Here is a 21,627-nt window from a genome sequence, read left to right on the forward strand (position 1 = left end):
GGAGCGCGACGCGCGCCGGCTGTGGACGACACCGTGCAGCGGGAAGAACCGCGCACATCAGGGCGTTTTCGCCCGTATAGGGAGGCGGAATGACAGAGACGACGAGCGGCCCGGCGCGCGGTTCCCGCACCAAGGGGTCCAAGACGAGCAAGGGCCTGCGCATGGAGCGCATCCACACCACCCCCGGCGTGCATCCGTACGACGAGGTGGTCTGGGAGCACCGTGACGTCGTCATGACCAACTGGCGCGACGGTTCGATCAACTTCGAGCAGCGTGGCGTCGAGTTCCCCGACTTCTGGTCGGTGAACGCGGTCAACATCGTCACCAGCAAGTACTTCCGCGGCGCGGTGGGCAGCCCGCAACGCGAGAAGAGCCTCAAGCAGCTGATCGACCGGGTGGTGCTCACCTACCGCAAGGCGGGCGAGAAGTACGGCTACTTCAGCTCTCCCGACGAGGCCGAGGTCTTCGAGCACGAGCTCACCTACGCGCTGCTGCACCAGGTCTTCAGCTTCAACTCGCCGGTCTGGTTCAACGTCGGCACCGCGCAGCCCCAGCAGGTCTCCGCGTGCTTCATCCTGTCCGTCGACGACTCCATGGAGTCGATCCTCGACTGGTACAAGGAAGAAGGCATGATCTTCAAGGGCGGCTCGGGCGCCGGCCTGAACCTGTCCCGTATCCGCTCCTCCAAGGAACTGCTCTCCTCCGGCGGCAACGCCTCGGGGCCTGTCTCCTTCATGCGCGGGGCCGACGCCTCCGCGGGCACCATCAAGTCGGGCGGTGCCACGCGCCGCGCCGCCAAGATGGTCGTCCTGGACGTCGACCACCCCGACGTCGAGGCCTTCATCGAGACGAAGGTCAAGGAGGAGGAGAAGATCCGCGCCCTTCGTGACGCGGGCTTCGACATGGACCTGGGCGGTGACGACATCACGTCCGTCCAGTACCAGAACGCCAACAACTCGGTCCGCGTCAACGACGAGTTCATGAAGGCGTACGAGTCGGCGGCGCCCTTCGGCCTGCGCGCCCGGATGACCGGCGAGGTCATCGAGGAGGTCGACGCTCGGTCGCTGTTCCGCAAGCTGGCCGAGGCGGCCTGGGCATGCGCCGACCCGGGCATCCAGTACGACGACACGATCAACCACTGGCACACCTCGCCGGAGACCGGCCGGATCACCGCGTCCAACCCGTGCAGCGAGTACATGCACCTGGACAACTCCAGCTGCAACCTGGCCTCGCTGAACCTGCTGAAGTTCCTGCGCGACGACGGCGAGGGCCACCAGTCCTTCGACGCCGAGCGTTTCGCGAAGGTCGTCGAGCTGGTCATCACCGCGATGGACATCTCCATCTCCTTCGCCGACTTCCCGACCGAGAAGATCGGCGAGACCACCCGGGCATTCCGCCAGCTGGGCATCGGATACGCCAACCTGGGCGCCCTGCTGATGGCAACCGGCCACGCGTACGACTCGGACGGCGGCCGCGGTCTCGCCGGTGCCATCACCTCCCTGATGACCGGTACGTCCTACAGGCGGTCCGCGGAACTTGCCGCGGTCGTCGGCGCCTACGACGGCTACGCCCGCAACGCCGACGCTCACAAGCGCGTCATGAAGCAGCACTCCGACGCCAACGGCGCCGCGCGCAGGGTCGACGACCTGGACAGCCCGGTCTGGGCGGCGGCGACCGAGGCGTGGCAGGACGTCATCAGGCTCGGCGAGAAGAACGGCTTCCGCAATGCGCAGGCCTCGGTCCTCGCGCCCACCGGCACGATCGGCCTGATGATGGACTGCGACACCACGGGTGTCGAACCGGACCTGGCCCTGGTGAAGTTCAAGAAGCTCGTCGGCGGCGGCTCGATGCAGATCGTGAACAACACGGTCCCCACCGCGCTGCGCAGGCTCGGCTACCAGCCCGAGCAGATCGAGGCGATCGTCGCCCACATCGCCGAGCACGGCAACGTGATCGACGCGCCCGGCCTCAAGCACGAGCACTACGAGGTCTTCGACTGCGCCATGGGTGAGCGGGCGATCTCGGCCATGGGCCACGTGCGCATGATGGCCGCCGCCCAGCCCTTCCTGTCCGGTGCCATCTCCAAGACGGTGAACCTGCCGGAGACCGCCACCGTCGAGGAGGTCGAAGAGGTCTACTACGAGGGCTGGAAGCTCGGCCTGAAGGCGCTGGCGATCTACCGCGACAACTGCAAGGTCGGCCAGCCGCTCTCGGCCAAGAAGAAAGACGAGAAGGCGGCGCAGGCGCCCGCGCAGGTCGAGAAGGTCGTCGAGTACCGCCCGGTGCGCAAGCGCCTGCCCAAGGGCCGTCCCGGCATTACCACGTCCTTCACCGTCGGTGGCGCCGAGGGCTACATGACGGCGAATTCGTACCCGGACGACGGTCTGGGCGAGGTCTTCCTGAAGATGTCCAAGCAGGGCTCCACCCTCGCCGGCATGATGGACGCCTTTTCCATCGCCGTCTCGGTGGGCATGCAGTACGGCGTTCCGCTGGAGACCTACGTCTCGAAGTTCACGAACATGCGCTTCGAGCCGGCCGGACTCACCGACGACCCGGACGTGCGGATGGCGCAGTCGATCGTCGACTACATCTTCCGCCGCCTGGCGCTGGACTTCCTGCCCTTCGAGACCCGCTCGGCGCTCGGCATCCACTCCGCCGACGAGCGGCAGCGGCACCTCGACACCGGCTCGTACGAGGCCGACGACGTCGACGTCGAGGGCCTGGCCCAGTCCGCCCCGCGGCAGGTCGAAGCCCGTACGCCGCTGACCGTGGCCAAGCCCCCCGCGGCCGTCCCGGCGCCCAAGGAGGCGCACAACTCCACGGAGCTGCTGGAGATCCAGCTCGGCCTCAACGCCGACGCACCGCTGTGCTTCTCGTGCGGCACCAAGATGCGCCGCGCCGGCAGCTGCTACCTGTGCGAGGGTTGCGGCTCGACCAGCGGGTGCAGCTGACCCGCGGATCGACCGGCTGACCGGTAAATGACAGTGGTGGGGTGCGGGCCCGCGGGCCCGCACCCCACCATTTCGTGCGCTCGGCGCGGACCTGAGTCGCGCGCGGGGACGTTCTCCCCCCTCCGCGCCACTACGATGGCGCGGTGTTGGTGAAGTGGATACGCTGCGGCGTCCTGGATCAGGCCGGGTTCGACCGGGGGCAGCGCAGATGGGCGGCGCTCAGGCAGCAGCCTGGTTTCCACGGACAGGGCGGCGGTTTCAGCCGTTCCCAGCCCGGCGTGGTGCATCTCTTCGCCTTCTGGGACGCGAGGGCGTCCTACGACGCCTTCATGGCGGGGCCACACGACGCCCTGGCGGCTACCCAGGCCGGCACGTTCGAGATGCTGGCGGCGCGGGACTTCACCACCAGGCTGGACGTGAAGGTCGGCTTCGAGCCGCGCTTCTCCGACGTCGACCTGCTGCGGGTGGCGCTGTGCAAGGTGCGTCCCGAGCGCGTCGACCACTTCGTCCAGATGCAGGAACGCGTCTGGAACCCCGCGATGGCCGGCTCACCAGGCATGCTGCGCGGCGTCTTCGCGCAGGGCGTGGACGACGACTTCCTGGTGTTCTCTGCCTGGGATACCGCCACGGAGCGCGGCAAATACCGAGAGAGCGCGGTCGCCCGCCTGTCGGACCGGGCCGGCCTCGACGGCGATGTGCTGTCCGTCGCCGGCGACGTGGTCGATGTCGTGCAGGCGTGGACGGTGTGAGTGCGGCGGCGCCCTCACGCGGCGGCGGGACGTAGCAGCGTCGCGAGCGCCGCGGTGATCTGCTCGGCCAGTGCGGTGTCCACCGGGGCGTGCTGGCTGATCAGCCGGTACCACATGGTGCCGAAGGCGAAGTCGACGGCGAGGTCGAGCGCCGCGGCGTCGCCTTCGAGCGAACCGTCCGCCACTCCGCGGGCCAGCAGCGCTCGAAGCGCCTGGCGTCGCGGGCCGATGACGGTCGCCTGAAGCCGGTGCGACAGCGCCGGGTCGTGCTGCGCCTCGGCCATCAGCCCGACCAGCGCCTTGCCGGTGAGGGAGGTGGTCAGAGTGAAGGTGGCGTTGAGCAGAGTGCGTACGTCGCGCAGCGTGTCGCCGGTCTCCGGGTCCAAATGCTCAGCCTTGCGCAGCGCGAGGTCGCGCAGGGCGTCGATCAGCACGTCCTGCTTGGCGGGCCACCAGCGGTAGACGGTCTGCCGGCCGACCCCCGCGGTCAGTGCGATGCCTTTCATCGTCAGCCCCTGGTAGCCGCCGCTCTGGCACAGCTGCAGTGCCGCGTCGAGCACGGCGCGTCTGGCTGTCTCGCTGCGGGGCCTGCCCCGCGCGGGTGTGTCGTCCATGAGGTCACTTTACAAGGCAGACTGTCTCGCATATGGTTAACGAGTCAGCATGTCTCGTAATGGGGGAGCGCAATGTCCGCATCGACAGAACGTGTCGTCGTCATCGGCGGCACATCGGGAATCGGCCTGGCCGCTGCGGAGGAGCAGCTGCGGGCCGGCCGCGAGGTGATCATCGCCGGTCGGGACAAGAGCAGGCTGGACGCCGCTCTCGCGCGGCTCGGGCAGGGCGCGTCCGGCGTGTCGCTGGACGCGCTGGACGAGACGGCCACCCATGACTTCTTCGCCGGGCTCGACCAGATCGACCACGTGGTGGTGGCCGTCACCGGCAGCACCGCCGCGGGTCCCTTTGAGAACCTGCCGGTAGCCGACCTGCGGGCCGCGGCGGAAGGCAAGCTGGTGGCCCAGACCGTCGCCGCCCAGGGAGCGCTGAAGGCACTGCGCCCCGGTGGCTCGATCACCTTCGTCACGGCGGGCTCGGCCGGCTCGGCCCGTCCCGGCACGGCCGGACTCGCCGCTGTCAATGCGGCCGTCGAGGCGATGGTCCCGGTCCTGGCCGTCGAGCTGGCGCCGATACGGGTCAACGCCGTCTCGCCGGGGATCATCGACACTCCGTGGTGGGACTGGATGGACGCCGAGGCCCGGCAGCAGGCGTTCGACGGCTTCGCGGCGACCGCGCCGGCCGGCCGGGTGGGGCGTCCCGAGGACATCGCCGGGGCGATCGGGTACCTGATCGGCGCGACCTTCACCACCGGTGTGGTGCTCTCGGTCGACGGCGGGTCGCGCCTGCGGCCGGCCGCGCTGTGACCGGCCCGGGGCGGCGGACCGTACTGATCACCGGATCCACCGACGGAATGGGCCGCTGGCTGGCCCTGCGGCTGGCCGAGGCGGGTGACCGGGTCCTGATCCACGGCCGGCACGAGGGGCGCGCGCAGGAGGTGCGCAGACAGGTGCGGGAGGCCACCGGCGAGGACCGGGCCGAGGTGCTGCTCGCCGACCTCGCCGAGCTGCCCGAGGTCGACCGGCTGGCCGACGAGGTGGCCGCCCGGACCGACCGGCTGGATGTGCTGGTGAACAACGCGGGGATCGGCGGCGCCTCACCCGGCGGCCGGCGGCAGGTCGACGCTTTCGGGGTCGAACGCAGGTTCGCGGTGAATTACCTGGCCGGATATCGGCTGACCCGCCGGCTACTGCCGCTGCTCATCGGCTCGGCGCCGTCCCGGATCGTCAATGTCGCCTCGGCGGGGCAGCATGCCATCGACTTCGCCGACCCGATGCTGGCCGCGGGTTACGACGCGACGCGGGCGTATTCCCAGAGCAAGCTGGCGCAGATCATGTTCACCTTCGACCTCGCCGAGGAATTGCGCGGGACGGGCGTCACGGTGGACGCACTGCACCCGGCCACTTTCATGGACACGACGATGGTGCGGGAGGTCGGCGTCAGCCCGTGGAGCACCGTCGAGGAGGGCGGTGTGGCGACGCTGCGGCTCATCAATGCGGCGGATCCCGGCAGCGGCCGCTATTTCAACGGGCTCGACGAGGCGTGGGCCGACCGGCAGGCGTACGACCCCGAGGCCCGGCGAAAGCTGCGGGAATTGTCGGACCACCTGCTGGCAGGACCTGCCGGGGCCGGGCACTGACCGATCGGCCCGACGTGCGCCCCACCTGCGGCATGGCGGGCGACCTGGTCGGCGGCCCCGGCGAGCCGCTGAACCGGTCGCACCATAGGCTCGTCTTCATGGGACGCCCTCGCCGCATCGTGCTCATCCGACACGGCGAGTCCCAGGGCAACAGGGACGACACCATTTACGAGCGGGTGCCCGACCACGCCCTGGAACTCACCGCCGTCGGCATGCGCCAGGCCGCCGAGGCCGGCGAGCGGCTGCGCCGGCTGTTCGGCGACGAGCGGGTGCAGGCTTTCGTGTCCCCTTACCGGCGCACCTGGAACACCTATCGCGCGCTACGCCTGGACCCCCGCCTGACGCGGGCCAAGGAGGAGCCCCGGCTCAGGGAGCAGGACTGGGGCAACTGGCAGGACATCGAGGACATCCAGCGGCAGCGCAAGGCGCGCGACGCCTACGGCCACTTCTTCTACCGGTTCGCGATGGGGGAGAGCGGCGCCGACGTCTACGACCGGGTCGGGGCGTTCCTGGAGACCCTCTACCGCGCCTTCGACAAGGAGGACTTCCCGCCGAACGTCCTGATCGTCACCCACGGCCTCACCATGCGGCTGTTCTGCATGCGCTGGTTCCACTGGACCGTCGAGGAGTTCGAGGCCCTGTGCAATCCGGACAACGCCGAGACGCGCACCTTGCTCCTCGGCGCATCGGGCCGCTACGCCCTGGACCGGCCGTTCGAACGCTGGCGTACCCCGGGGCCGCCCGGCGGCAGCTACGGGTGAGTTTCGGCACAAGGAGATTGACCCGAAACAGGCATGATGCCAGAGTTCCGACGACATGACGGCTCACACCACCCACTCCGCGCGAGTCTCCCGCGCCCTCACCAGCCTCCGCGGCCTCGCCGTGGGCGACGCCCTCGGCTCCCAGTTCTTCGTCCCGGCTCACTACAGCGCACTGCAGAGCGGCGAACTGCCGCCAGGCACCTGGCAGTGGACGGACGACACCGAAATGGCCTGCTCCGTGCTCGCCGTACTCGTCCGCCACGGCCGCATCGACCAGGACGCGCTCGCGCTGTCCTTCGCCGAGCACCACGACTTCGACCGGGGTTACGGCCCCGCTGTCAACCGCATGCTGCGGCTCATCCGCCAGGAGGGCGCCGACTGGCGGGAACTGGCGGCCGGGCTCTTCAACGGGCAGGGTTCCTGGGGCAACGGCGCCGCGATGCGGGTGGCCCCGCTCGGCGCCTGGTATGCCGGCGACCCCGTCCAGGCCAGCCATCAGGCCGAGATCTCGGCGTACACCACCCACCAGCACCGCGAGGCAGTCGCCGGAGCGATGGCAGTGGCCGCCGCAGCGGCGCTCGCCGCCGACCCCGCGGGCCCGCAGGACCCGCCCGGGCTGCTCGGCGCGGTCCTCGACCTCGTGCCGCGCAGCGCTGTCCAGGCGGGCATCCGCAGGGCCCGGGACATGCTCGACTACGCCGACGTCGCCACCGTCGCCGCGGTGCTCGGCTGCGGCCGCCGGACCAGCGCCCACGACACCGTGCCCTTCGCCCTCTGGTCGGCCGCACGCCACCTCGGCAACTACGAGCAGGCGTTCTGGACCACCGCGAAGGTCGGCGGCGACGTCGACACGACCTGCGCGATCGTGGGCGGCATCGTCGCGGCACGGCCGGGCGGCGAACCGCCGGCGGCATGGACCGAGCGGACCGAAGCGCTGCCCGACTGGGCCGTGATGTCCTGATCGGCCCGTGGAAGCGGCCGGCGAGCGGCGGGTAAGCTGGTGCCCGCCATGGCGTACCAACCACCCACACACAGCGTCGAGCGTTCGATGCGTGCCACGCTCGGTGTGAAGACCGTCGCAGGCGTCGACGAGGTGGGGCGCGGCGCCTGGGCCGGACCGGTCACCGTTTGCGCCGCCGTCACAGGTCTGCGCCGTCCGCCGGAAGGCCTCACCGACTCCAAGCTGATCGCCCCCAATCGCCGCACCCGGCTGGCAGCCGTACTGACCGGCTGGGTCACCTCCTACGCGCTCGGCCAGGCGTCCCCGGAGGAGATCGACGGGCTGGGCATGACGGCCGCCCTGCGGCTCGCGGCGCTGCGCGCCCTCGACGGGCTGCCCGAGCCGCCGGAGGCGGTCATACTCGACGGCAAGCACAACTACCTGGGCGGCGGCGGGCCGTGGCAGGTCAGGACGGTGATCAAGGGCGACGTGTCGTGCGTGTCGGTCGCCGCCGCCTCGGTCATCGCCAAGGTGCGGCGCGACGGGCAGATGGCCGAAGTCGGCGCCGACTACGCGCCGTTCGCTTTCGGCGACAACGCGGGCTACCCCTCGCCCGTCCACCGCTCGGCACTTGAGGAACTGGGGCCGACACCGCTGCACCGGATGTCGTGGTCGTACCTGGACTCGATGCCGCGCTGGCAGCACCTGAAAAAGGTGCGTAACCCGGACGACTCAGGGGAACAACTCGGTTTCGATTTCTGATCCGGCGCGCACCCGCCGCTGCGCATCCGGTGCGCATTTGATAGACATCAACCCATGCCTCTCACCCCCGAGGAGCCTCAGATTCACGAGAGCGTCCCGGGTCCCCGCACTGCTCCGACCAGCGGCCGGAGTGCGTCGACCCCCCGTCCTGTCCCAGGTCCGCCCCGGCCCGCTGCGCCGCGGCCGGCGCCGCCGAGGGCGGTCGCCACCGTCGGCTCGGCTTCCGCTCACGCGGGAACCGGCCAGACCGGCACCACCGGTCCCACGGCTGCGCCTTCGCCGGCCCCGGCCGCTGCCGCGGCGGTGCCTGAGCAGCACCTGTCCACCACCACGGAAGCCGCACAGATCCAGCTCATCCCCGCCCCGGCCGAGGGCGCGCTCGACGCGGCCGAGGAGGCCGTCGACCTGCTGCTCGACACCGGCCGCGCCCCGGGCGAGATCCTGGTGCTCACCACCGGCGATCAGCACCCGTGGGCCGTCCACGAACTGAGCTTCGGCGAGGTGTCCTACTGGGCACAGCACGCCGCCGCCGACGACGTCTTCTACGCCGACATCACCGCCTCGCGTGCCACCGGCAGGCCCGTCGTGGTGGTGGCGCTCAACGGCGGCAGCGACGACACGCTGCCGCGAGCCCTGGGCACCGCGCTGGCCCGTGCCGGCCTGCTGCTGATCGTGTGCGGAGACCCGGCGCGTATCAACAGTGCGCTCGGCGCCAGCGCCTGAACCGACGCCGGGCGGGGACGTCCCCGCCCGGTGCCGCTCAGCGGGCGGAGGCGTGCCGCAGCGTGTGCGGCCTGCCGTTGGCGGCAAGCGGCGGCGGGTCGGTTTTGGCGCGCGACCACGAGGCCGAATTCGGCGTACGCCCGGCGCGGTTCTCACCGATCACCTGCCAGCCGCCGGCGGTGAGCGTCACATATGAGCCGCAGCGCAGTCCGTGCAAGGTACAGGCGTCCCGCAGCCCCCACATCCAGGCACCGTCCTCCGGGGTCCACCCCGGCGATCCCTCGCGGCAGACCATCAACACCGCGGTACGCACGGGCTTGCGCAGCCTCAGGTCGTGGGGGATGACGCGACGCAGGTGGGACAGCAGCGCATTGCGGTGCTCCCAGCCGTCCACGATCCCGCCGCGGCCGGCGAACGAGGCGCTGGCGCGTATTCGCCCGTCCGGGTCGTAGACCGCGACCACGGCGGTCGACGGCGCCGGCAGATGCCTGGCGTGCAGGTCCTTGACCACTTCGCGCGGGCTCGCGAGCAGCGGGACGCCGACGTCGGTCCACTCCGCCGGCTCCAGCGTGCGCGACGCCGGGGAGGTGAGAGCGGAGGACGCCTGCGGAACGAAGCCGATGGTCACGGTCCTCCCTTCACGGATGCACCCGTGGACCGGCCGCGGGCGTGCGCCGGTCAGGGGGCTCGGAGAGCCGTTCGGGGATCCGTGTCCAATTCTTCCCCGCGTATTGCCCTGCGGCAACGGGCAATTGGCGGTCACGACCGGAATGGTCCCGTCCGTCTGATAGATCCCGACCCCGCCGCAACCCCCTGGCCTCCGCACCCCTTCACCGCCGGGACCAGCGAGAACGCATGGGAAGGGCGACCCCTGCGCGGCCCGAGGGCGGTCACAGCCCGTGGCCGGCCCCTGTCCGAGAATCGACTGCGGGAGGCGCGGGACGCGCTGCCGCCTTCACAGCTTCAACCCACCGCCTTACCGGCGCGGACGATGCGTGCAGTGCCCGTACGCGCCGGGCATCCGCTCGGGGAAGTCGGAGCCGACGGCGGGGTGGAGTGGTGGATTGTCCTTGCCATCGGGTTGCATGGGGGTATGGACACCCTGGAGTTGCGCGCCGAAGCCGATGCCGTCCTCGCCGAACTCGTTCGTGACCCGAGCGGTTCGGCGAGGCTGCGCGAGGACCAGTGGCAGGCGGTGGCGGCCCTGGTGGAGGAGCGCAGGCGGGCGCTGGTCGTGCAGCGCACCGGCTGGGGCAAGTCCGCGGTGTATTTCGTGGCCACCGCTCTGCTGCGGCGGCGCGGCGCGGGTCCCACGGTGATCATCTCCCCGCTGCTGGCTCTGATGCGCAACCAGGTCGAGGCGGCAGCTCGCGCCGGTATCCGCGCGCGGACCATCAACTCGGCGAATCCGGAGGAGTGGGAGACCATCCACGGGGAGGTGGAGCGCGGCGAGACCGACGTTCTCCTGGTAAGTCCTGAACGCCTCAACTCCGTCGATTTCCGTGACCAAGTGCTGCCGAAACTCGCCGCCACCACCGGTCTGCTGGTGGTGGACGAGGCGCACTGCATCTCCGACTGGGGCCACGACTTCCGGCCTGACTACCGTCGGCTGCGCACCATGCTGGCGGAGCTGCCGGCCGGGGTCCCGGTGCTGGCGACGACCGCGACGGCGAACGCCCGGGTGACCGAGGATGTTGCCGAGCAGTTGGGGACGGGCAGCGGCGATGCCCTGGTGCTGCGCGGGCCGCTGGACCGGGAGAGCCTGCGGCTCGGGGTGTTGCAGCTGCCGGACGCGGCGCATCGGCTGGCATGGCTGGGCGAACGGCTGGGGGATATGCCGGGCTCGGGGATCATCTACACGCTGACGGTGGCGGCGGCTGAGGAGGTCGCGGCCTTCCTGCGGCAGCGCGGTTACCCGGTGGCCTCCTACACAGGCAAGACGGAGAACGCGGACCGGTTGCAGGCGGAGGAGGACCTGCTGGCCAACCGGGTGAAGGCGCTGGTGGCGACCTCCGCGCTGGGAATGGGCTTCGACAAGCCCGACCTCGGATTCGTCGTGCACCTGGGGTCGCCCTCGTCCCCCATCGCCTATTACCAGCAGGTGGGACGTGCTGGACGTGGCGTGGACCATGCGGACGTCCTTCTGCTGCCGGGCCGGGAGGACGAGGCGATCTGGAGGTATTTCGCCTCGGTGGGCTTCCCGCCCGAGGAGCAGGTGCGGCGCACCTTGGCCGTGTTGGAGGAGGCCGGTCGCCCCTTGTCGCTGCCGGCACTGGAGCCGCTGGTGGACCTCCGGCGCTCGCGCCTGGAGACGATGCTGAAGGTCCTGGACGTGGACGGGGCGGTCAAGCGGGTGAAGGGCGGCTGGACCGCCACCGGGCAGCAGTGGGCGTACGACGCGGAGCGCTACGCGTGGGTGGCCCGCCAGCGCGAGGCGGAGCAGCAGGCCATGCGGGACTACGTAGCGACCACAGGGTGCCGGATGGAATTCCTGCAACGCCAGCTCGATGACGAGAAGGCGGCCCCCTGCGGCCGCTGCGACAACTGCGCCGGGCCCTGGCTCGACGCTGTCGTCTCCTCGGGCGCCCTTTCCGGCGCGGCCGGCGAGTTGGACCGCCCGGGTGTCGAGGTCGAGCCGCGCCGCATGTGGCCGACGGGCATGGCGGCGGTCGGCGTCGACCTCAAAGGCCGCATCCCCGCCGGCCAGCAGGCGGCCACCGGGCGTGCGCTGGGCAGGCTGTCGGACATCGGCTGGGGCAACAGGCTGCGCCCGCTACTGTCCGAATCGGCGGCGGACGCACCCGTCCCGGACGACGTGCTGACCGCCGTGGTGACGGTGGTGGCCGACTGGGCGCGCTCACCGGGCGGCTGGGCCAGTGGCGCTCCCGACGCGCAGGGACGCCCGGTCGGCGTCGTCGCCATGCCGTCGCGCACCCGGCCGCAACTGGTCTCCTCCCTGGCAGCAGGGCTCGCCCGGGTCGGCAGGCTCCCGCTGCTCGGCACTCTGGCCTACGCCCCGCAGGCTGGGGAATATGCCGCGCACCGCAGCAACTCCGCCCAGCGGCTGCGTGCCCTGGCCGCCTCGTTCACGGTGCCCGACGACGTCGCCGCCGCTCTGGCCGCCACGCCCGGCCCCGTCCTGCTCGTGGACGACTACGCCGACTCCGGCTGGACCCTGGCCGTCGGCGCGCGCCTCCTGCGCCAGGCCGGTGCCGATCAGGTGCTCCCGCTGGTCCTGGCCCTGGCCGGGTAGTCCGCCCTCGCCCCGGCCGGGTCATCCCGAGGCGTGTCAGCCGCCCAGGTCGCCGATCGGCGGCAGCGCCGCCCGGTGCACCCACGCGTCGAAGACCGGGTCCAGCGGGCGGGAGGCGTAATGCGCGGCATGCGCCGCGAGGCCGGCCGTGGTCACCACGCCGTGGCGGTGCACCGCCGTCCAGCCCTTGAGCATGCGGAAGAACGGGCCCTCGCCCAAGGCACGGCGCAGCGCGTGCACCGCCAGGCCGCCGCGCTGGTAGAGCCGGTCGTCGAACATCAGCCGGCGGCCCGGGTCGCCAAGCACCAGGTCCTGCGGCAGCCGGGCCAGCCCGTCGTACGCGGCGGTGGCGAGTGCGGCGGCGGACGGGCCGCCGGTGTGCTCGGACCACAGCCACTCGGCGTATTTGGCGAAGCCTTCATTGAGCCAGATGTGCCGCCAGTCGCCGATCGAGAGGCTGTTGCCGAACCACTGGTGGGCCAGCTCGTGCGCGACCAGCCGCTCCGAGCGGCGCCGCCCCCCCAGGTGGTTGGTGCCGAAGGTGGCCAGGCCCTGCGCCTCGACCGGCACGTCCAGCTCCTCGTCGGCCACCACCACCGTGTACTCGCCGAAGGGATACGGTCCGAAGACGTCCTCGAAGAAGTCCATGATGCGGGTCTGGCGCCCGAAGTCGACGGCGAACTCCTCGCGCCGTCCGGCCGGTACGTAGCCGGTCTGCGGCACCGGGCGGCGCGGCGCGAACACCGAGCCGCCGCCCACCAGCCGCACGGCCTCGTACCTGCCGATCGAGACGGTCACCAGGTAGCTGGAGGTGGGAGCCGCCTGCTCGTAGACCCACGTGGTGCTGCTGGACCTGGTGGTCCTGGACAGCAGCGTGCCTCCGACGACCACGGTGTACGCAGACGGGACGGTGACCGAGACCTGGTAGGACGCCTTGTCCGCGGGCCGGTCGTTGCACGGATACCACGACGGCGCGCCGACCGGCTGGCTCGCCACCAGCGCGCCGTCCGTCAGTTCCTCCCAGCCCAGTCCGCCCCACGGGCTGGCGATGGGCTGCGGATTGCCGGCGTAGTGGACCTCGACGGTGAAGGCCGCGCCCGCCTCCACCGCCTTCGCGGGGCGGACCCGCAGCCGCCCCGCGCGGTGCGAGTAGTGCGCGGGCCTGCCGTCGACCACGACGCGCTGGAGCCGGAAGCCGGCCAGGTCGAGGACGAACTCGCGCAGCGCGGCGCCGCCGGCCACCGCACTGAGCCGGGCTGTCCCGCGCAGCCGGTTGGACGCGGGGCGGTAGTCCAGGGCCAGCTCGTAGCGGTGGACGCGGTAGCGGATGTCGCCGTGCGCGGGGAAGTACCGATCCGCCTCCGGCGCTCGCTTGTGGCTCAACGGTCCCTCGCTCCCTCGTAGTCGCAGGACGGACCGCGTCGCAAAAAGCCGTGCCTCATCCTTTGCCGAGCCCGGACCGTCAAACCCGGCCGTCAGACCCGAGCCGTGCTTTCACCGGAACAGCCGCGCAGGACCGCTCCGTCACGACTGCTCCCTTTCCGGCTCCCCGTCCTGCCATGCCTCCGCCGGATTGCCCAGCCAGCGGCTGTCCGCCGGGATGGACTCGGACCGCATCACCAGCGACGCGGGACCCAGCGTGCTGCGGGCCCCGACCTCGCTGCCAGGCAGCACGATGCCACCGGGACCGAGCGTCGCTCCCGCGCGGAGCACCACCGTATCCAGCCGCATGATCCGGTCGTGGAACAGGTGGGTCTGCAGCACGCAGCCGCGGTTCACGCTCACCCCGTCCTCCAGGGTGACCAGGTCGGCCTCGGGCAGCCAGTAGCTCTCGCACCACACGCCCCGGCCGATTCTCGCGCCGAGACCGCGCAGCCACAGATTCATCACCGGAGTGCCCGGCACCGCCCCGACCAGCCACGGCACCGCCAGCACCTCCACGAAGGTGTCGGCCAGTTCGTTGCGCCATACGAAGCCGCTCCACAGCGGGCGTTCCACGGGCCGGAAGCGGCCGACCAGCAACCACTTCGCAGCGATCGACACCACGGCCGCCACGCCGCCCGCGGCGAGAAGCACAGGACCGGACAGCAGCGCCATCAGCAGCGGCCCGCTCCGCGCCAGCACCGCGAGTACCAGCACGGCCAGCGCGGCTGAAGCCAGCACCGGCACCAGCCGGCAGACCTCGACCAGCCCGCGAGCCCACACCAGCCGGGCGGGCGGCTCGTACGTCAGGCTCTCGACGCCGTCGTCCGCGGTGCGCGGCAGCCGTACCGGCGGCATGCCGAGGTAGGAACGGCCCTTCTTGGCCTTCTTCGGCGTGGCCGACAGCACGCCCACCAGGCCGCGGTCCGGGACGGCACGCCCCGGCGCGGTCATGCCGGAATTGCCGAGGAAGGCGCGCTCGCCGATCTCGGCCGCGCCGATCCGCAGCCAGCCGCCGCCGAGCTGATAGGGAGCGATCAGCACGTCGTCGGCGAGGAAGGCGCCGTTGCCGACGGTGGTGAGGCTGGGGATCGCCAGCACCGTGGAGACCTCGGCCCCGCTGCCGATCTTCATGCCCAGCGCGCGCAGCCACACCGGGGTGATCAGGCCCGCGTAGAGCGGGAAGAGGGTGTCGCGGGCGGCGTCCATGAGCTGGATCACCGTCCAGGACTGCCAGCCCACCCGGCTGTGCAGCGGGTGCCAGCCGGGGCGCAAGCCTAGGCTCAGCAGCCGTACTGCGGCCAGGAGCAGCGCCGCGTACGCCAGACCGAAGGCCAGGGTGGCAGGCACCAGGGCGACGAGCGCGCCCCGTAGAGCGTCCGCCAGGCCCCCGTGGGCGGGCACCAGGGCGCCCGCGACGGCCAGGGCCGCCAGCCCGGCCGCCACGGGCAGCAGCGCGAGGCCCACACCGCTGGCGCCGTAGGCCGCCGCCCAGCAGGCCCGGCGGGCGGGACGCTGCTTGGGCCAGCGCCGCTCCGCGTGGCCGACCTTGACCGCGGGCGCGCCCGCCCAGCGCTGGCCGGTGGGCACCTGGCCGGTGACGCTGGACCCGGCCGTGATCTGTGCTCGCTTGCCGATCCTGGCACCGGGCAGCAACGTGCTGCGGGTACCGACCACGGCACCCGAGCCGACTTTCACCGGGCCGACCTCCAACCGGTCGCCGTCGAGCCAGTAGCCGCACAGGTCGACCTCGGCCTCCACCGCGCAACCTCTGCCGAGCCTGAGCATGCCGGTGACGGGCGGCAGCGAGTGCAGGTCCACGTCGTCGGCGATACGGGCGCCGAGCGCACGGCCGTAGCGGATTAGCCAGGCGCCGGACAGCGAGGTCGCGCCGGTGGCCTCGGCCAGCCGCTCGGCCGCCCACAGGCGCAGGTGGACGCTGCCGCCGCGCGGATAGCTGCCCGGTTTCAGGCCGAGCAGCAGCAGTCGCGCGCCGGCCGCCGCCAGCGCCAGCCTGCCGGGCGGGCTGAAGAGCAGCACCGCGGCGGCCCCGACCAGCCACCAGGATGCGGTAGGCGCCCACGGATAGCCGTCGGTCCGGGCCAGGATGTCGCCCAGCGCCAGCAGCCCGGTCGTCCAGCGCAGTCCGGGCAGCGCGTACAGCGGCAACAGGGCGAGCAGCTGTACGACCTTGGCGCGGTTCGGCACGGGCGCGATCTCCCTGGCGGGCCGGTCGTCGCGCACCGAACGGTCGAGCTTGCGCGCCAGCTTGCGCACGGTGGGCGCCTGGTAGACGTCGACCACCGCGACCGAAGGGAAGCGGGTCCGCAGCAGGGTGGTGAGTTGGGCGGCGGCCAGGCTGGTGCCGCCGACCGCGAAGAAGTCGTCGCGCGCCCCGGCCACCGGTACCCCGAGGACCTCGGTCCACTGCTCGGCCACCCACGCTTCGGTGCCGTGCAGCGGTTCCGCGGCCTCCTCACCGGCTGCCGGAGCCGCGGACTCCGGCAGCGGCCAGGGCAGCGCGGCACGGTCCACCTTGCCGGAGGTGCGGGTCGGCAGCGTGTCCACGGCCGCCAGCAGCGGCACCAGGGCGGCGGGCAGTTCGGCAGACAGCGCGGCGACGGCGGCGGCCCGGTCCCAGCCGTCACCGGCCACGACATAGCCGACCAGCAGCTGGTTGCCGCGCCGGGTCGTCCGCACGGCCGCTGCGGCGCCTGCGACGCCGGGAAGCGCCTGGAGTGCGGCGTCCACTTCGCCCAGCTCGATCCGCCGGCCGCCGAGCTTGACCTGCTCGTCGGCCCGGCCGAGGAAGAGCAGTCCTTCGGGCTCGGCCCTGACGAGGTCGCCGCTGCGGTAGGCGCGCTGCCAGCCGAGCGACTCCAGCGGCGCGTATTCCTCCGCGTCCTTGCCGGCGTCCAGATAGCGGGCCAGGCCCACGCCGCCGATGATGAGCTGGCCGGTGCCGCCCATGGGAACGGGCTCGCCCGCCTCGTCCACCACGGCCAGTTCCCACCCGTCCAGCGGCAGGCCGATGCGTACCGGCCCCTCCCCGGTCAGCGGTGCGGCACAGGCGACGACGGTGGCCTCGGTCGGGCCGTAGGTGTTCCAGACCTCGCGCCCCTCGGTCACCAGGCGCTCGACCAGTTCCGGCGGGCAGGCCTCGCCTCCGAAGATGAGCAGCCGCACCTCGTTGAGTGCCTCGGCCGGCCACAGCGCGGCGAGCGTCGGCACCGTGGACACCACGGTGATCTCCTGTTCGGTCAGCCAGGGGCCGAGATCACCGCCGCCGCGCACCTGCGAGCGCGGCACCGGTACCAGGCAGGCGCCGTTGCGCCAGGCCAGCCACATCTCCTCGCAGGACGCGTCGAAGGCCACCGACAGGCTCGCCATCACGCGGTCGCCGGGACCGATCGGTTCGTCCCGCAGGAACAGTGCGGCCTCGGCGTCCACGAAGGCCGCCGCACTGCGGTGGGTGACGGCCACGCCCTTGGGGCGGCCGGTGGAGCCGGAGGTGAAGATGATCCAGGCGTCGTCGTCGGGGGAGGGGCGGCGGGCTGCGGTGCGGTCGTCGCGCCTGCCGGTCACGGTCAGGGTACGGCCGGCGCCCAGCACGGCCGCGACGGCCGCCTCGCCGAAGACCAACTCCGCCCGCTCGTCCGGGTCCTCGGCGTCCACCGGCACGTACGCGGCACCCGCCGCGAGCACGGCCAGGACGGACACGTACAGGTCGTTGCTGCCCGACGGCACCCGGACGCCCACCCGGTCGCCCGCGCCGATCCCGGCCGCCGCCAGCTTCCGCCGCAGCCCGTCGACCTCCGCGGCCAGTGCCCGATACGTCAGCGCGGTGCGGCCGTCATCCAGCGCCGGCTCGTGCGGGTGGGCGAGAACGGTCGCGTCGAGGATGTCCATCAGCGTCCGCGGTCCGGCCGCCGGACCTCCGGAGAATCGGGCGTACGGCGTGGCGGGCTGCCCGGCCGCCGGGCTGTCGGCGGTGTCGGCGGTGTCGCCGACGACACCGATCAGCAGGTCCACGTCCCGCAGCGGATCGCTCTGCACCCTCAGATTCATGCGCTCCTCGTCCCTCGTCCCCCATCCGGGGCCCTGCATCCGGCCCTGGGCCCCGCGGTGGCACGCCCCTCCCGGGACGCCGCACTCGGTACCAAAGCAAGACAAGCCGGCCAATACTAAGTGGCTCGCCCGCCAGGCGCCTCCTGAGTACGGCTGCCCCGCACTCGGCCCGAGCCTGCCCCGGGGCGCCGGCCCGCTCCCTCTGACCTGCACGGGAAGTGGGCCGGCCACCCCTTCCCCTGACGCCGCGCCAGCTGCCGGATAGTGCCGCAACGCACACCGCGGGGCCGCGGCCGGGCGTCCTGGAAGGGTGTCGGCCCCGGCGAGGCCACCGGCGGAGTGTCAACCCCGTTCCGCGCCCTGTGGATAAGTCTGACCCAGAGTTATCCACAGGTTTTGAGGGGGTCTGGTGGGAAGCGTGCCGCCTGCGGGATCCTCGAGTCATGACACAGAGCAACCAAACTCAGCACGGAGAGTCATCGTCGTCGGCGGGTGAGACGAAGGTCGTCCTGCACGGCCCTGCCGAACTCGCTGACGCCCTACCGTTTTTGATGGGCTACCGGCCCGACGATTCCATCGTCCTGCTGGCCCTGCACGGTGAGCGGGGGCGCTTCGGCGGCAGGCTGCGGGTCGGGCTGGGCAAGGACCCACAGGATCCCGCGGAGTGGGCGGATCTCGCCCGGCAGCTCGCGGACTGCCTGGTGACCGGGAGTCTGCGGCGCGGCAGCCGACCGTCCTCCATGGTCGCCTTCCTCTGCCAGGATCCGCGCGCGGGTGAGCGGTCCTCCGACGTGGTGGAGCGACTGCGGCCGCTTGCCCAACAATTGCGTGTCGCATGCGGTGAGTTGGACGTCCCGGTGATCGAGGCGCTGTGCGTCTCGGGAGGCCGATGGTGGTCGTACTGCAGGCCGGACCGCGACGGAGCCGCGCCGACCCCGGAAGAGGGTGTCCTGATCGCGGAGCCCGGCGGTTCCGCTATCGCCGCCGCGGCGGCCTACAACGGCATCCGGATGCCGTTGCCGCTGCGCGACCTGGAGTCCCGGCTGCGGCCGGTCGAGCCGCGCGACCCCGCCCATGAGACCGCGCTCGACCTGGCCTGCGCCAGGCTGGTGCCACGCATGCTCGACCGGGACACCAGCGCCTCGGTCACGGAGCGCACGGTCGAGCTCGCCCGCGGCGCGCTGGACGCCTTCCGCACCGCACCGCTGATCAGCGACCCGGCGCGGTCCGACAGCCGGGACGACGCGCTCCTCGATCACGACGAGGCCGCGGAGATGATCCTCGGCCTCCAGGACAACGCGGCGCGTGACCGGGTCGTGGAGTGGTCGGACCCCGCCCGGGCCGGTGCGGCGATCCGGCTGTGGCGGGCGCTGGCCAGGCGCTGCGCGGGGCCCTACGCGGAGCACGCGGCCGCACTGCTCGCCCTGACCGGCTGGGTGGCCTGGTGCTCGGGAGACGAGGCGGAGGCGCGCGTCGCCCTGTGCGCGGCACTGGACCTGGAACCGCACTGCACCTTCGCCCGCCTGCTCCAGCACGCCGTCGGCCAGGGACTGGACCCCGACGTGGTCAGGCGCACCCTGCGCAGCACCCGGCGCAGAAGGATCATGGAAGCAGCTACAGTTCGCCGCGGACCATCCGGACCAGCCGGTCGAGGACCCGGCCGCCGCTCACTCGGAGGCCGTCGTGCTCGTATTCGTCGGTGACCCAGGTCCGCAGGCCCCGGATCGCCCGCGCGGTCCGAAGCGAGTCCGCCGTGTCGACGTACATGTCGTCGTGGTAGACGGCGGCCGCGACGGGCACCTCGTTGTGCGCCAGCCGGTCCGGGTCGTAGAGGTCCGGCCACTCCTCGCGCTGCGCCAGCAGTTCGGCCGGCTCACGCAGTGGTGCAAGCGCCGGGTCGGTCTCGAACATCCACGGGTGGATCGACTCGCCGGTGAAGAGCACCGGTCCGTCGCCGTCCAGCGCGATGTCCGCGTCGAAAGCGGGGAATTCGCGCCTGACCGTCTCGGCGGCCCAGCGGGTCCCCTGCGCGGACACGGACTTCTGACCGTAGGTGGCCTCGTGCAGCACGGCGTAGAGCGGACCGCCGGCGAAGGAGAGGTGCCCTTGGGCCTCGGTGAGAAAGGAGTCGGACAGGACGCGTCCGGCCGGGCCGGTGACGAAGGCGTCCTCGATCAGGTAATGCAGGGTGTGCGATCCGGTGCCCGAGCCCAGCATCAGGCCGAGGGACTGGAAGGCGCGCGGGGTGAGCACGCCGCCGCCGGGGAGTTCGGCGGGCCGGTCGCGCAGGTGGCGGACGATGTCCCTGACCGCCGCGACGTCGTCGGGGTAGCGCGCGTAGTGTGCGGCGTTCTTCCGCTGGATCCGCGGGTAGGCCGCGCGATAGACCTCCTCGGGTGCCGTCCGCAGCCCCGGCAGGCCGCCGGTGATCAGCACTTCGCTGAGGGAACGGGGCGCGTAGGACAGGTAGCTGACGGCGCAGAAGCCGCCGAAGCTCTGGCCGAGCACGCTCCACGGCTCGTCCTCGCCGCGCAGCCGGCGCCGGACGATCTCGCAGTCCCGCACGATCGCGTCGGCCCGGAAGTGGGAGAGGTACTCCGCCTGTGCCGCCGCGTCGCCGCGTACGGGCAGCGTGCGGCGGTTCGCGGGAGTGGACAGCCCCGTGCCGCGCTGGTCGAGCAGCAGCACGCGGTAGTCGTCCAGGGCGCGCTCCAGCCAGCCGTCCCTGCCCAGCGGACGCGGGGCGCGGTTGCCGGGGCCGCCCTGGAGGAACAGCAACCACGGCAGCCGGTCGGAGTCCTTGCCCGCCGGCGCCACCTCCCGCGCGAAGATCTCGATGTGCTCGCCTTCGGGCTCCTCGTGGTCGAGCGGCACCTGGAAGCGGTGGTCGGTGACGACGGTGCCGGGCTGGCGGTGGACGGGCATGCTGCCTCTTCTCTGCGACCCCGCGACATCACGGGGCTGCGCGAACGGTGCCTTTCGTTCAGGAACCGTAGACGGCCTGTGACCTGTGCGCTCGGCACGCCCCTCTTCAGGAGTGCAGCACTCAGCGCGACAGCCGAACCGCCCGCGGCCGCACGCGGACGCGGGCAGCGAGCCCGCCGGCCGGTGGCGAGGCCTGCGGAGCACGCGAGTCGACGGGAGGCGGTGACGGCACCGCGCCCCCGGGGCCGGGTCCGGGCGGGGCTGCCGTCGGCCGCCGTCCACGACGCGCTGATCCGCGTGGCAGCACCGGCGCTCGCGGTCCCCGGCCGGTACGGCCGGCTGCGGGCAGAAGGGTGCGACGGCCTCTACCGCGACGGGCGCCGGCTGCCCGCCCGGTGCGTGCTGACGGCGGCGGGGGAGGAATCGGTGCCGGTGCAGGCCGCGTTGCTGGGGGCCGACCACGTCCGCTTCGTGGCCGTCGTGCGGACGGCGGCAGACCGCGGCCCCGGCTTCAGCCCGTTCGGGCATCGCAGCGGCGCCGTGCGGATCCCCGAGACAGCCGTGGCGGTGGCGGGGTCGGCGACCGCGGGGCTGGAGGATGCCGCGTCGTCGCTGCCGGCGGAGTGCTCGACGCGGAGCCCGCGTTCGGCACGCGCCTGCCGGCGATGTACGCGGGGCGGCATTCGGGCGACGGCTCGGCGTGCCCGCATCCGACGGCCTGCCGTCCCGCCGCGATCGCGGCGGGACGGGTCGGTCCACCTGCCGGTCGCGCCGGCCGGATCGCGGCCGGACGCGCCGGGAACGGTTGAGGGCCCTGCGGCC

At 72.3% G+C, this 21,627-nt stretch carries 15 protein-coding genes; 10 read left to right on the forward strand and 5 right to left on the reverse strand.

Annotation, left to right across the window (positions count from 1 at the left end; translation table 11 throughout):
• Nucleotides 1-89: 89 nt before the first annotated feature.
• Together BUE44_RS30325 and BUE44_RS30330 are read left to right on the forward strand one after the other, a co-directional pair.
• Nucleotides 90-2,951, forward strand: coding sequence for a vitamin B12-dependent ribonucleotide reductase (locus tag BUE44_RS30325; protein ID WP_073502226.1), 2,862 nt, complete (start codon nt 90-92; stop codon nt 2,949-2,951).
• Between the two features lie 143 nt (nt 2,952-3,094).
• Nucleotides 3,095-3,700 carry a DUF4937 domain-containing protein gene (locus BUE44_RS30330; protein ID WP_073502227.1) on the forward strand — a complete coding sequence of 202 codons (606 nt, stop codon included), beginning with the start codon at nt 3,095-3,097 and terminating at the stop codon, nt 3,698-3,700.
• A 14-nt stretch (nt 3,701-3,714) separates the two neighbouring features.
• On the opposite strand, the gene BUE44_RS30335 is transcribed toward BUE44_RS30330, so the two are convergent.
• On the reverse strand, nt 3,715-4,314 hold the full coding sequence (locus BUE44_RS30335) for a TetR/AcrR family transcriptional regulator (RefSeq protein ID WP_073502228.1): 600 nt from the start codon (nt 4,312-4,314) through the stop codon (nt 3,715-3,717).
• Nucleotides 4,315-4,386: 72 nt separating this feature from the next.
• Here BUE44_RS30335 and BUE44_RS30340 point away from each other — a divergent pair, with 72 nt between their 5' ends.
• The 6 genes from BUE44_RS30340 (at nt 4,387) to BUE44_RS30365 (ending at nt 9,137) form a co-directional block, all read left to right on the forward strand.
• The gene (locus BUE44_RS30340; RefSeq protein WP_073502229.1) at nt 4,387-5,118 is read left to right on the forward strand and encodes an SDR family oxidoreductase; all 732 of its coding nucleotides are present in this window, start codon (nt 4,387-4,389) and stop codon (nt 5,116-5,118) included.
• On the forward strand, nt 5,115-5,951 hold the full coding sequence (locus BUE44_RS30345; protein ID WP_073502230.1) for an SDR family NAD(P)-dependent oxidoreductase: 837 nt from the start codon (nt 5,115-5,117) through the stop codon (nt 5,949-5,951). The genes BUE44_RS30340 and BUE44_RS30345 overlap by 4 nt, the downstream gene beginning before the upstream one ends.
• Nucleotides 5,952-6,049: 98 nt before the next feature.
• Nucleotides 6,050-6,712, forward strand: coding sequence for a histidine phosphatase family protein (locus BUE44_RS30350; protein WP_073502258.1), 663 nt, complete (start codon nt 6,050-6,052; stop codon nt 6,710-6,712).
• Between the two features lie 55 nt (nt 6,713-6,767).
• Nucleotides 6,768-7,673 carry an ADP-ribosylglycohydrolase family protein gene (locus BUE44_RS30355; RefSeq protein ID WP_073502231.1) on the forward strand — a complete coding sequence of 302 codons (906 nt, stop codon included), beginning with the start codon at nt 6,768-6,770 and terminating at the stop codon, nt 7,671-7,673.
• 48 nt (nt 7,674-7,721) lie between these two features.
• Nucleotides 7,722-8,414, forward strand: a complete 693-nt coding sequence (locus BUE44_RS30360; RefSeq protein ID WP_073502232.1) for a ribonuclease HII — start codon at nt 7,722-7,724, stop codon at nt 8,412-8,414.
• Nucleotides 8,415-8,468: 54 nt separating this feature from the next.
• Nucleotides 8,469-9,137, forward strand: coding sequence for a hypothetical protein (locus BUE44_RS30365; protein ID WP_073502233.1), 669 nt, complete (start codon nt 8,469-8,471; stop codon nt 9,135-9,137).
• Between the two features lie 37 nt (nt 9,138-9,174).
• On the opposite strand, the gene BUE44_RS30370 is transcribed toward BUE44_RS30365, so the two are convergent.
• Entirely contained in the window at nt 9,175-9,765 is a 591-nt protein-coding gene (locus BUE44_RS30370) for a hypothetical protein (protein ID WP_073502234.1), read from the reverse strand.
• A 465-nt stretch (nt 9,766-10,230) separates the two neighbouring features.
• On the opposite strand from BUE44_RS30370, the gene BUE44_RS30375 reads away from it, so the two are divergent.
• Complete coding sequence (locus BUE44_RS30375) at nt 10,231-12,390, forward strand: RecQ family ATP-dependent DNA helicase (protein ID WP_073502235.1); 2,160 nt, start codon at nt 10,231-10,233, stop codon at nt 12,388-12,390.
• 36 nt (nt 12,391-12,426) lie between these two features.
• On the opposite strand, the gene BUE44_RS30380 is transcribed toward BUE44_RS30375, so the two are convergent.
• Nucleotides 12,427-13,773: a M1 family metallopeptidase gene (locus BUE44_RS30380; RefSeq protein WP_073502236.1), complete on the reverse strand. Its 1,347-nt coding sequence runs from the start codon at nt 13,771-13,773 to the stop codon at nt 12,427-12,429.
• A 141-nt stretch (nt 13,774-13,914) separates the two neighbouring features.
• Nucleotides 13,915-17,880, reverse strand: a complete 3,966-nt coding sequence (locus BUE44_RS30385; protein ID WP_079190215.1) for a Pls/PosA family non-ribosomal peptide synthetase — start codon at nt 17,878-17,880, stop codon at nt 13,915-13,917.
• A gap of 443 nt (nt 17,881-18,323) precedes the next feature.
• On the opposite strand from BUE44_RS30385, the gene BUE44_RS30390 reads away from it, so the two are divergent.
• On the forward strand, nt 18,324-19,583 hold the full coding sequence (locus tag BUE44_RS30390) for a DUF4192 domain-containing protein (protein WP_073502237.1): 1,260 nt from the start codon (nt 18,324-18,326) through the stop codon (nt 19,581-19,583).
• Here the strand turns inward: BUE44_RS30390 and BUE44_RS30395 are convergent.
• Nucleotides 19,495-20,805, reverse strand: coding sequence for an alpha/beta fold hydrolase (locus tag BUE44_RS30395; RefSeq protein WP_073502238.1), 1,311 nt, complete (start codon nt 20,803-20,805; stop codon nt 19,495-19,497). The genes BUE44_RS30390 and BUE44_RS30395 overlap by 89 nt on opposite strands.
• Nucleotides 20,806-21,627: the final 822 nt, after the last annotated feature.

Source organism: Actinacidiphila paucisporea, from assembly GCF_900142575.1.
In the GTDB taxonomy this organism is placed as follows: domain Bacteria; phylum Actinomycetota; class Actinomycetes; order Streptomycetales; family Streptomycetaceae; genus Actinacidiphila; species Actinacidiphila paucisporea.

Bases quoted from the DNA above. Each gene is read 5' to 3' on its own strand.
- BUE44_RS30365 (WP_073502233.1), top strand. From the start codon at position 8,469: ATGCCTCTCACCCCCGAGGAGCCTCAGATTCACGAGAGCGTCCCGGGT.
- BUE44_RS30375 (WP_073502235.1), top strand. From the start codon at position 10,231: ATGGACACCCTGGAGTTGCGCGCCGAAGCCGATGCCGTCCTCGCCGAA.
- BUE44_RS30385 (WP_079190215.1), bottom strand. From the start codon at position 17,880: ATGAATCTGAGGGTGCAGAGCGATCCGCTGCGGGACGTGGACCTGCTG.
- BUE44_RS30335 (WP_073502228.1), bottom strand. From the start codon at position 4,314: ATGGACGACACACCCGCGCGGGGCAGGCCCCGCAGCGAGACAGCCAGA.
- BUE44_RS30340 (WP_073502229.1), top strand. From the start codon at position 4,387: ATGTCCGCATCGACAGAACGTGTCGTCGTCATCGGCGGCACATCGGGA.
- BUE44_RS30395 (WP_073502238.1), bottom strand. From the start codon at position 20,805: ATGCCCGTCCACCGCCAGCCCGGCACCGTCGTCACCGACCACCGCTTC.
- BUE44_RS30390 (WP_073502237.1), top strand. From the start codon at position 18,324: ATGACACAGAGCAACCAAACTCAGCACGGAGAGTCATCGTCGTCGGCG.
- BUE44_RS30360 (WP_073502232.1), top strand. From the start codon at position 7,722: ATGGCGTACCAACCACCCACACACAGCGTCGAGCGTTCGATGCGTGCC.
- BUE44_RS30355 (WP_073502231.1), top strand. From the start codon at position 6,768: ATGACGGCTCACACCACCCACTCCGCGCGAGTCTCCCGCGCCCTCACC.
- BUE44_RS30350 (WP_073502258.1), top strand. From the start codon at position 6,050: ATGGGACGCCCTCGCCGCATCGTGCTCATCCGACACGGCGAGTCCCAG.
- BUE44_RS30325 (WP_073502226.1), top strand. From the start codon at position 90: ATGACAGAGACGACGAGCGGCCCGGCGCGCGGTTCCCGCACCAAGGGG.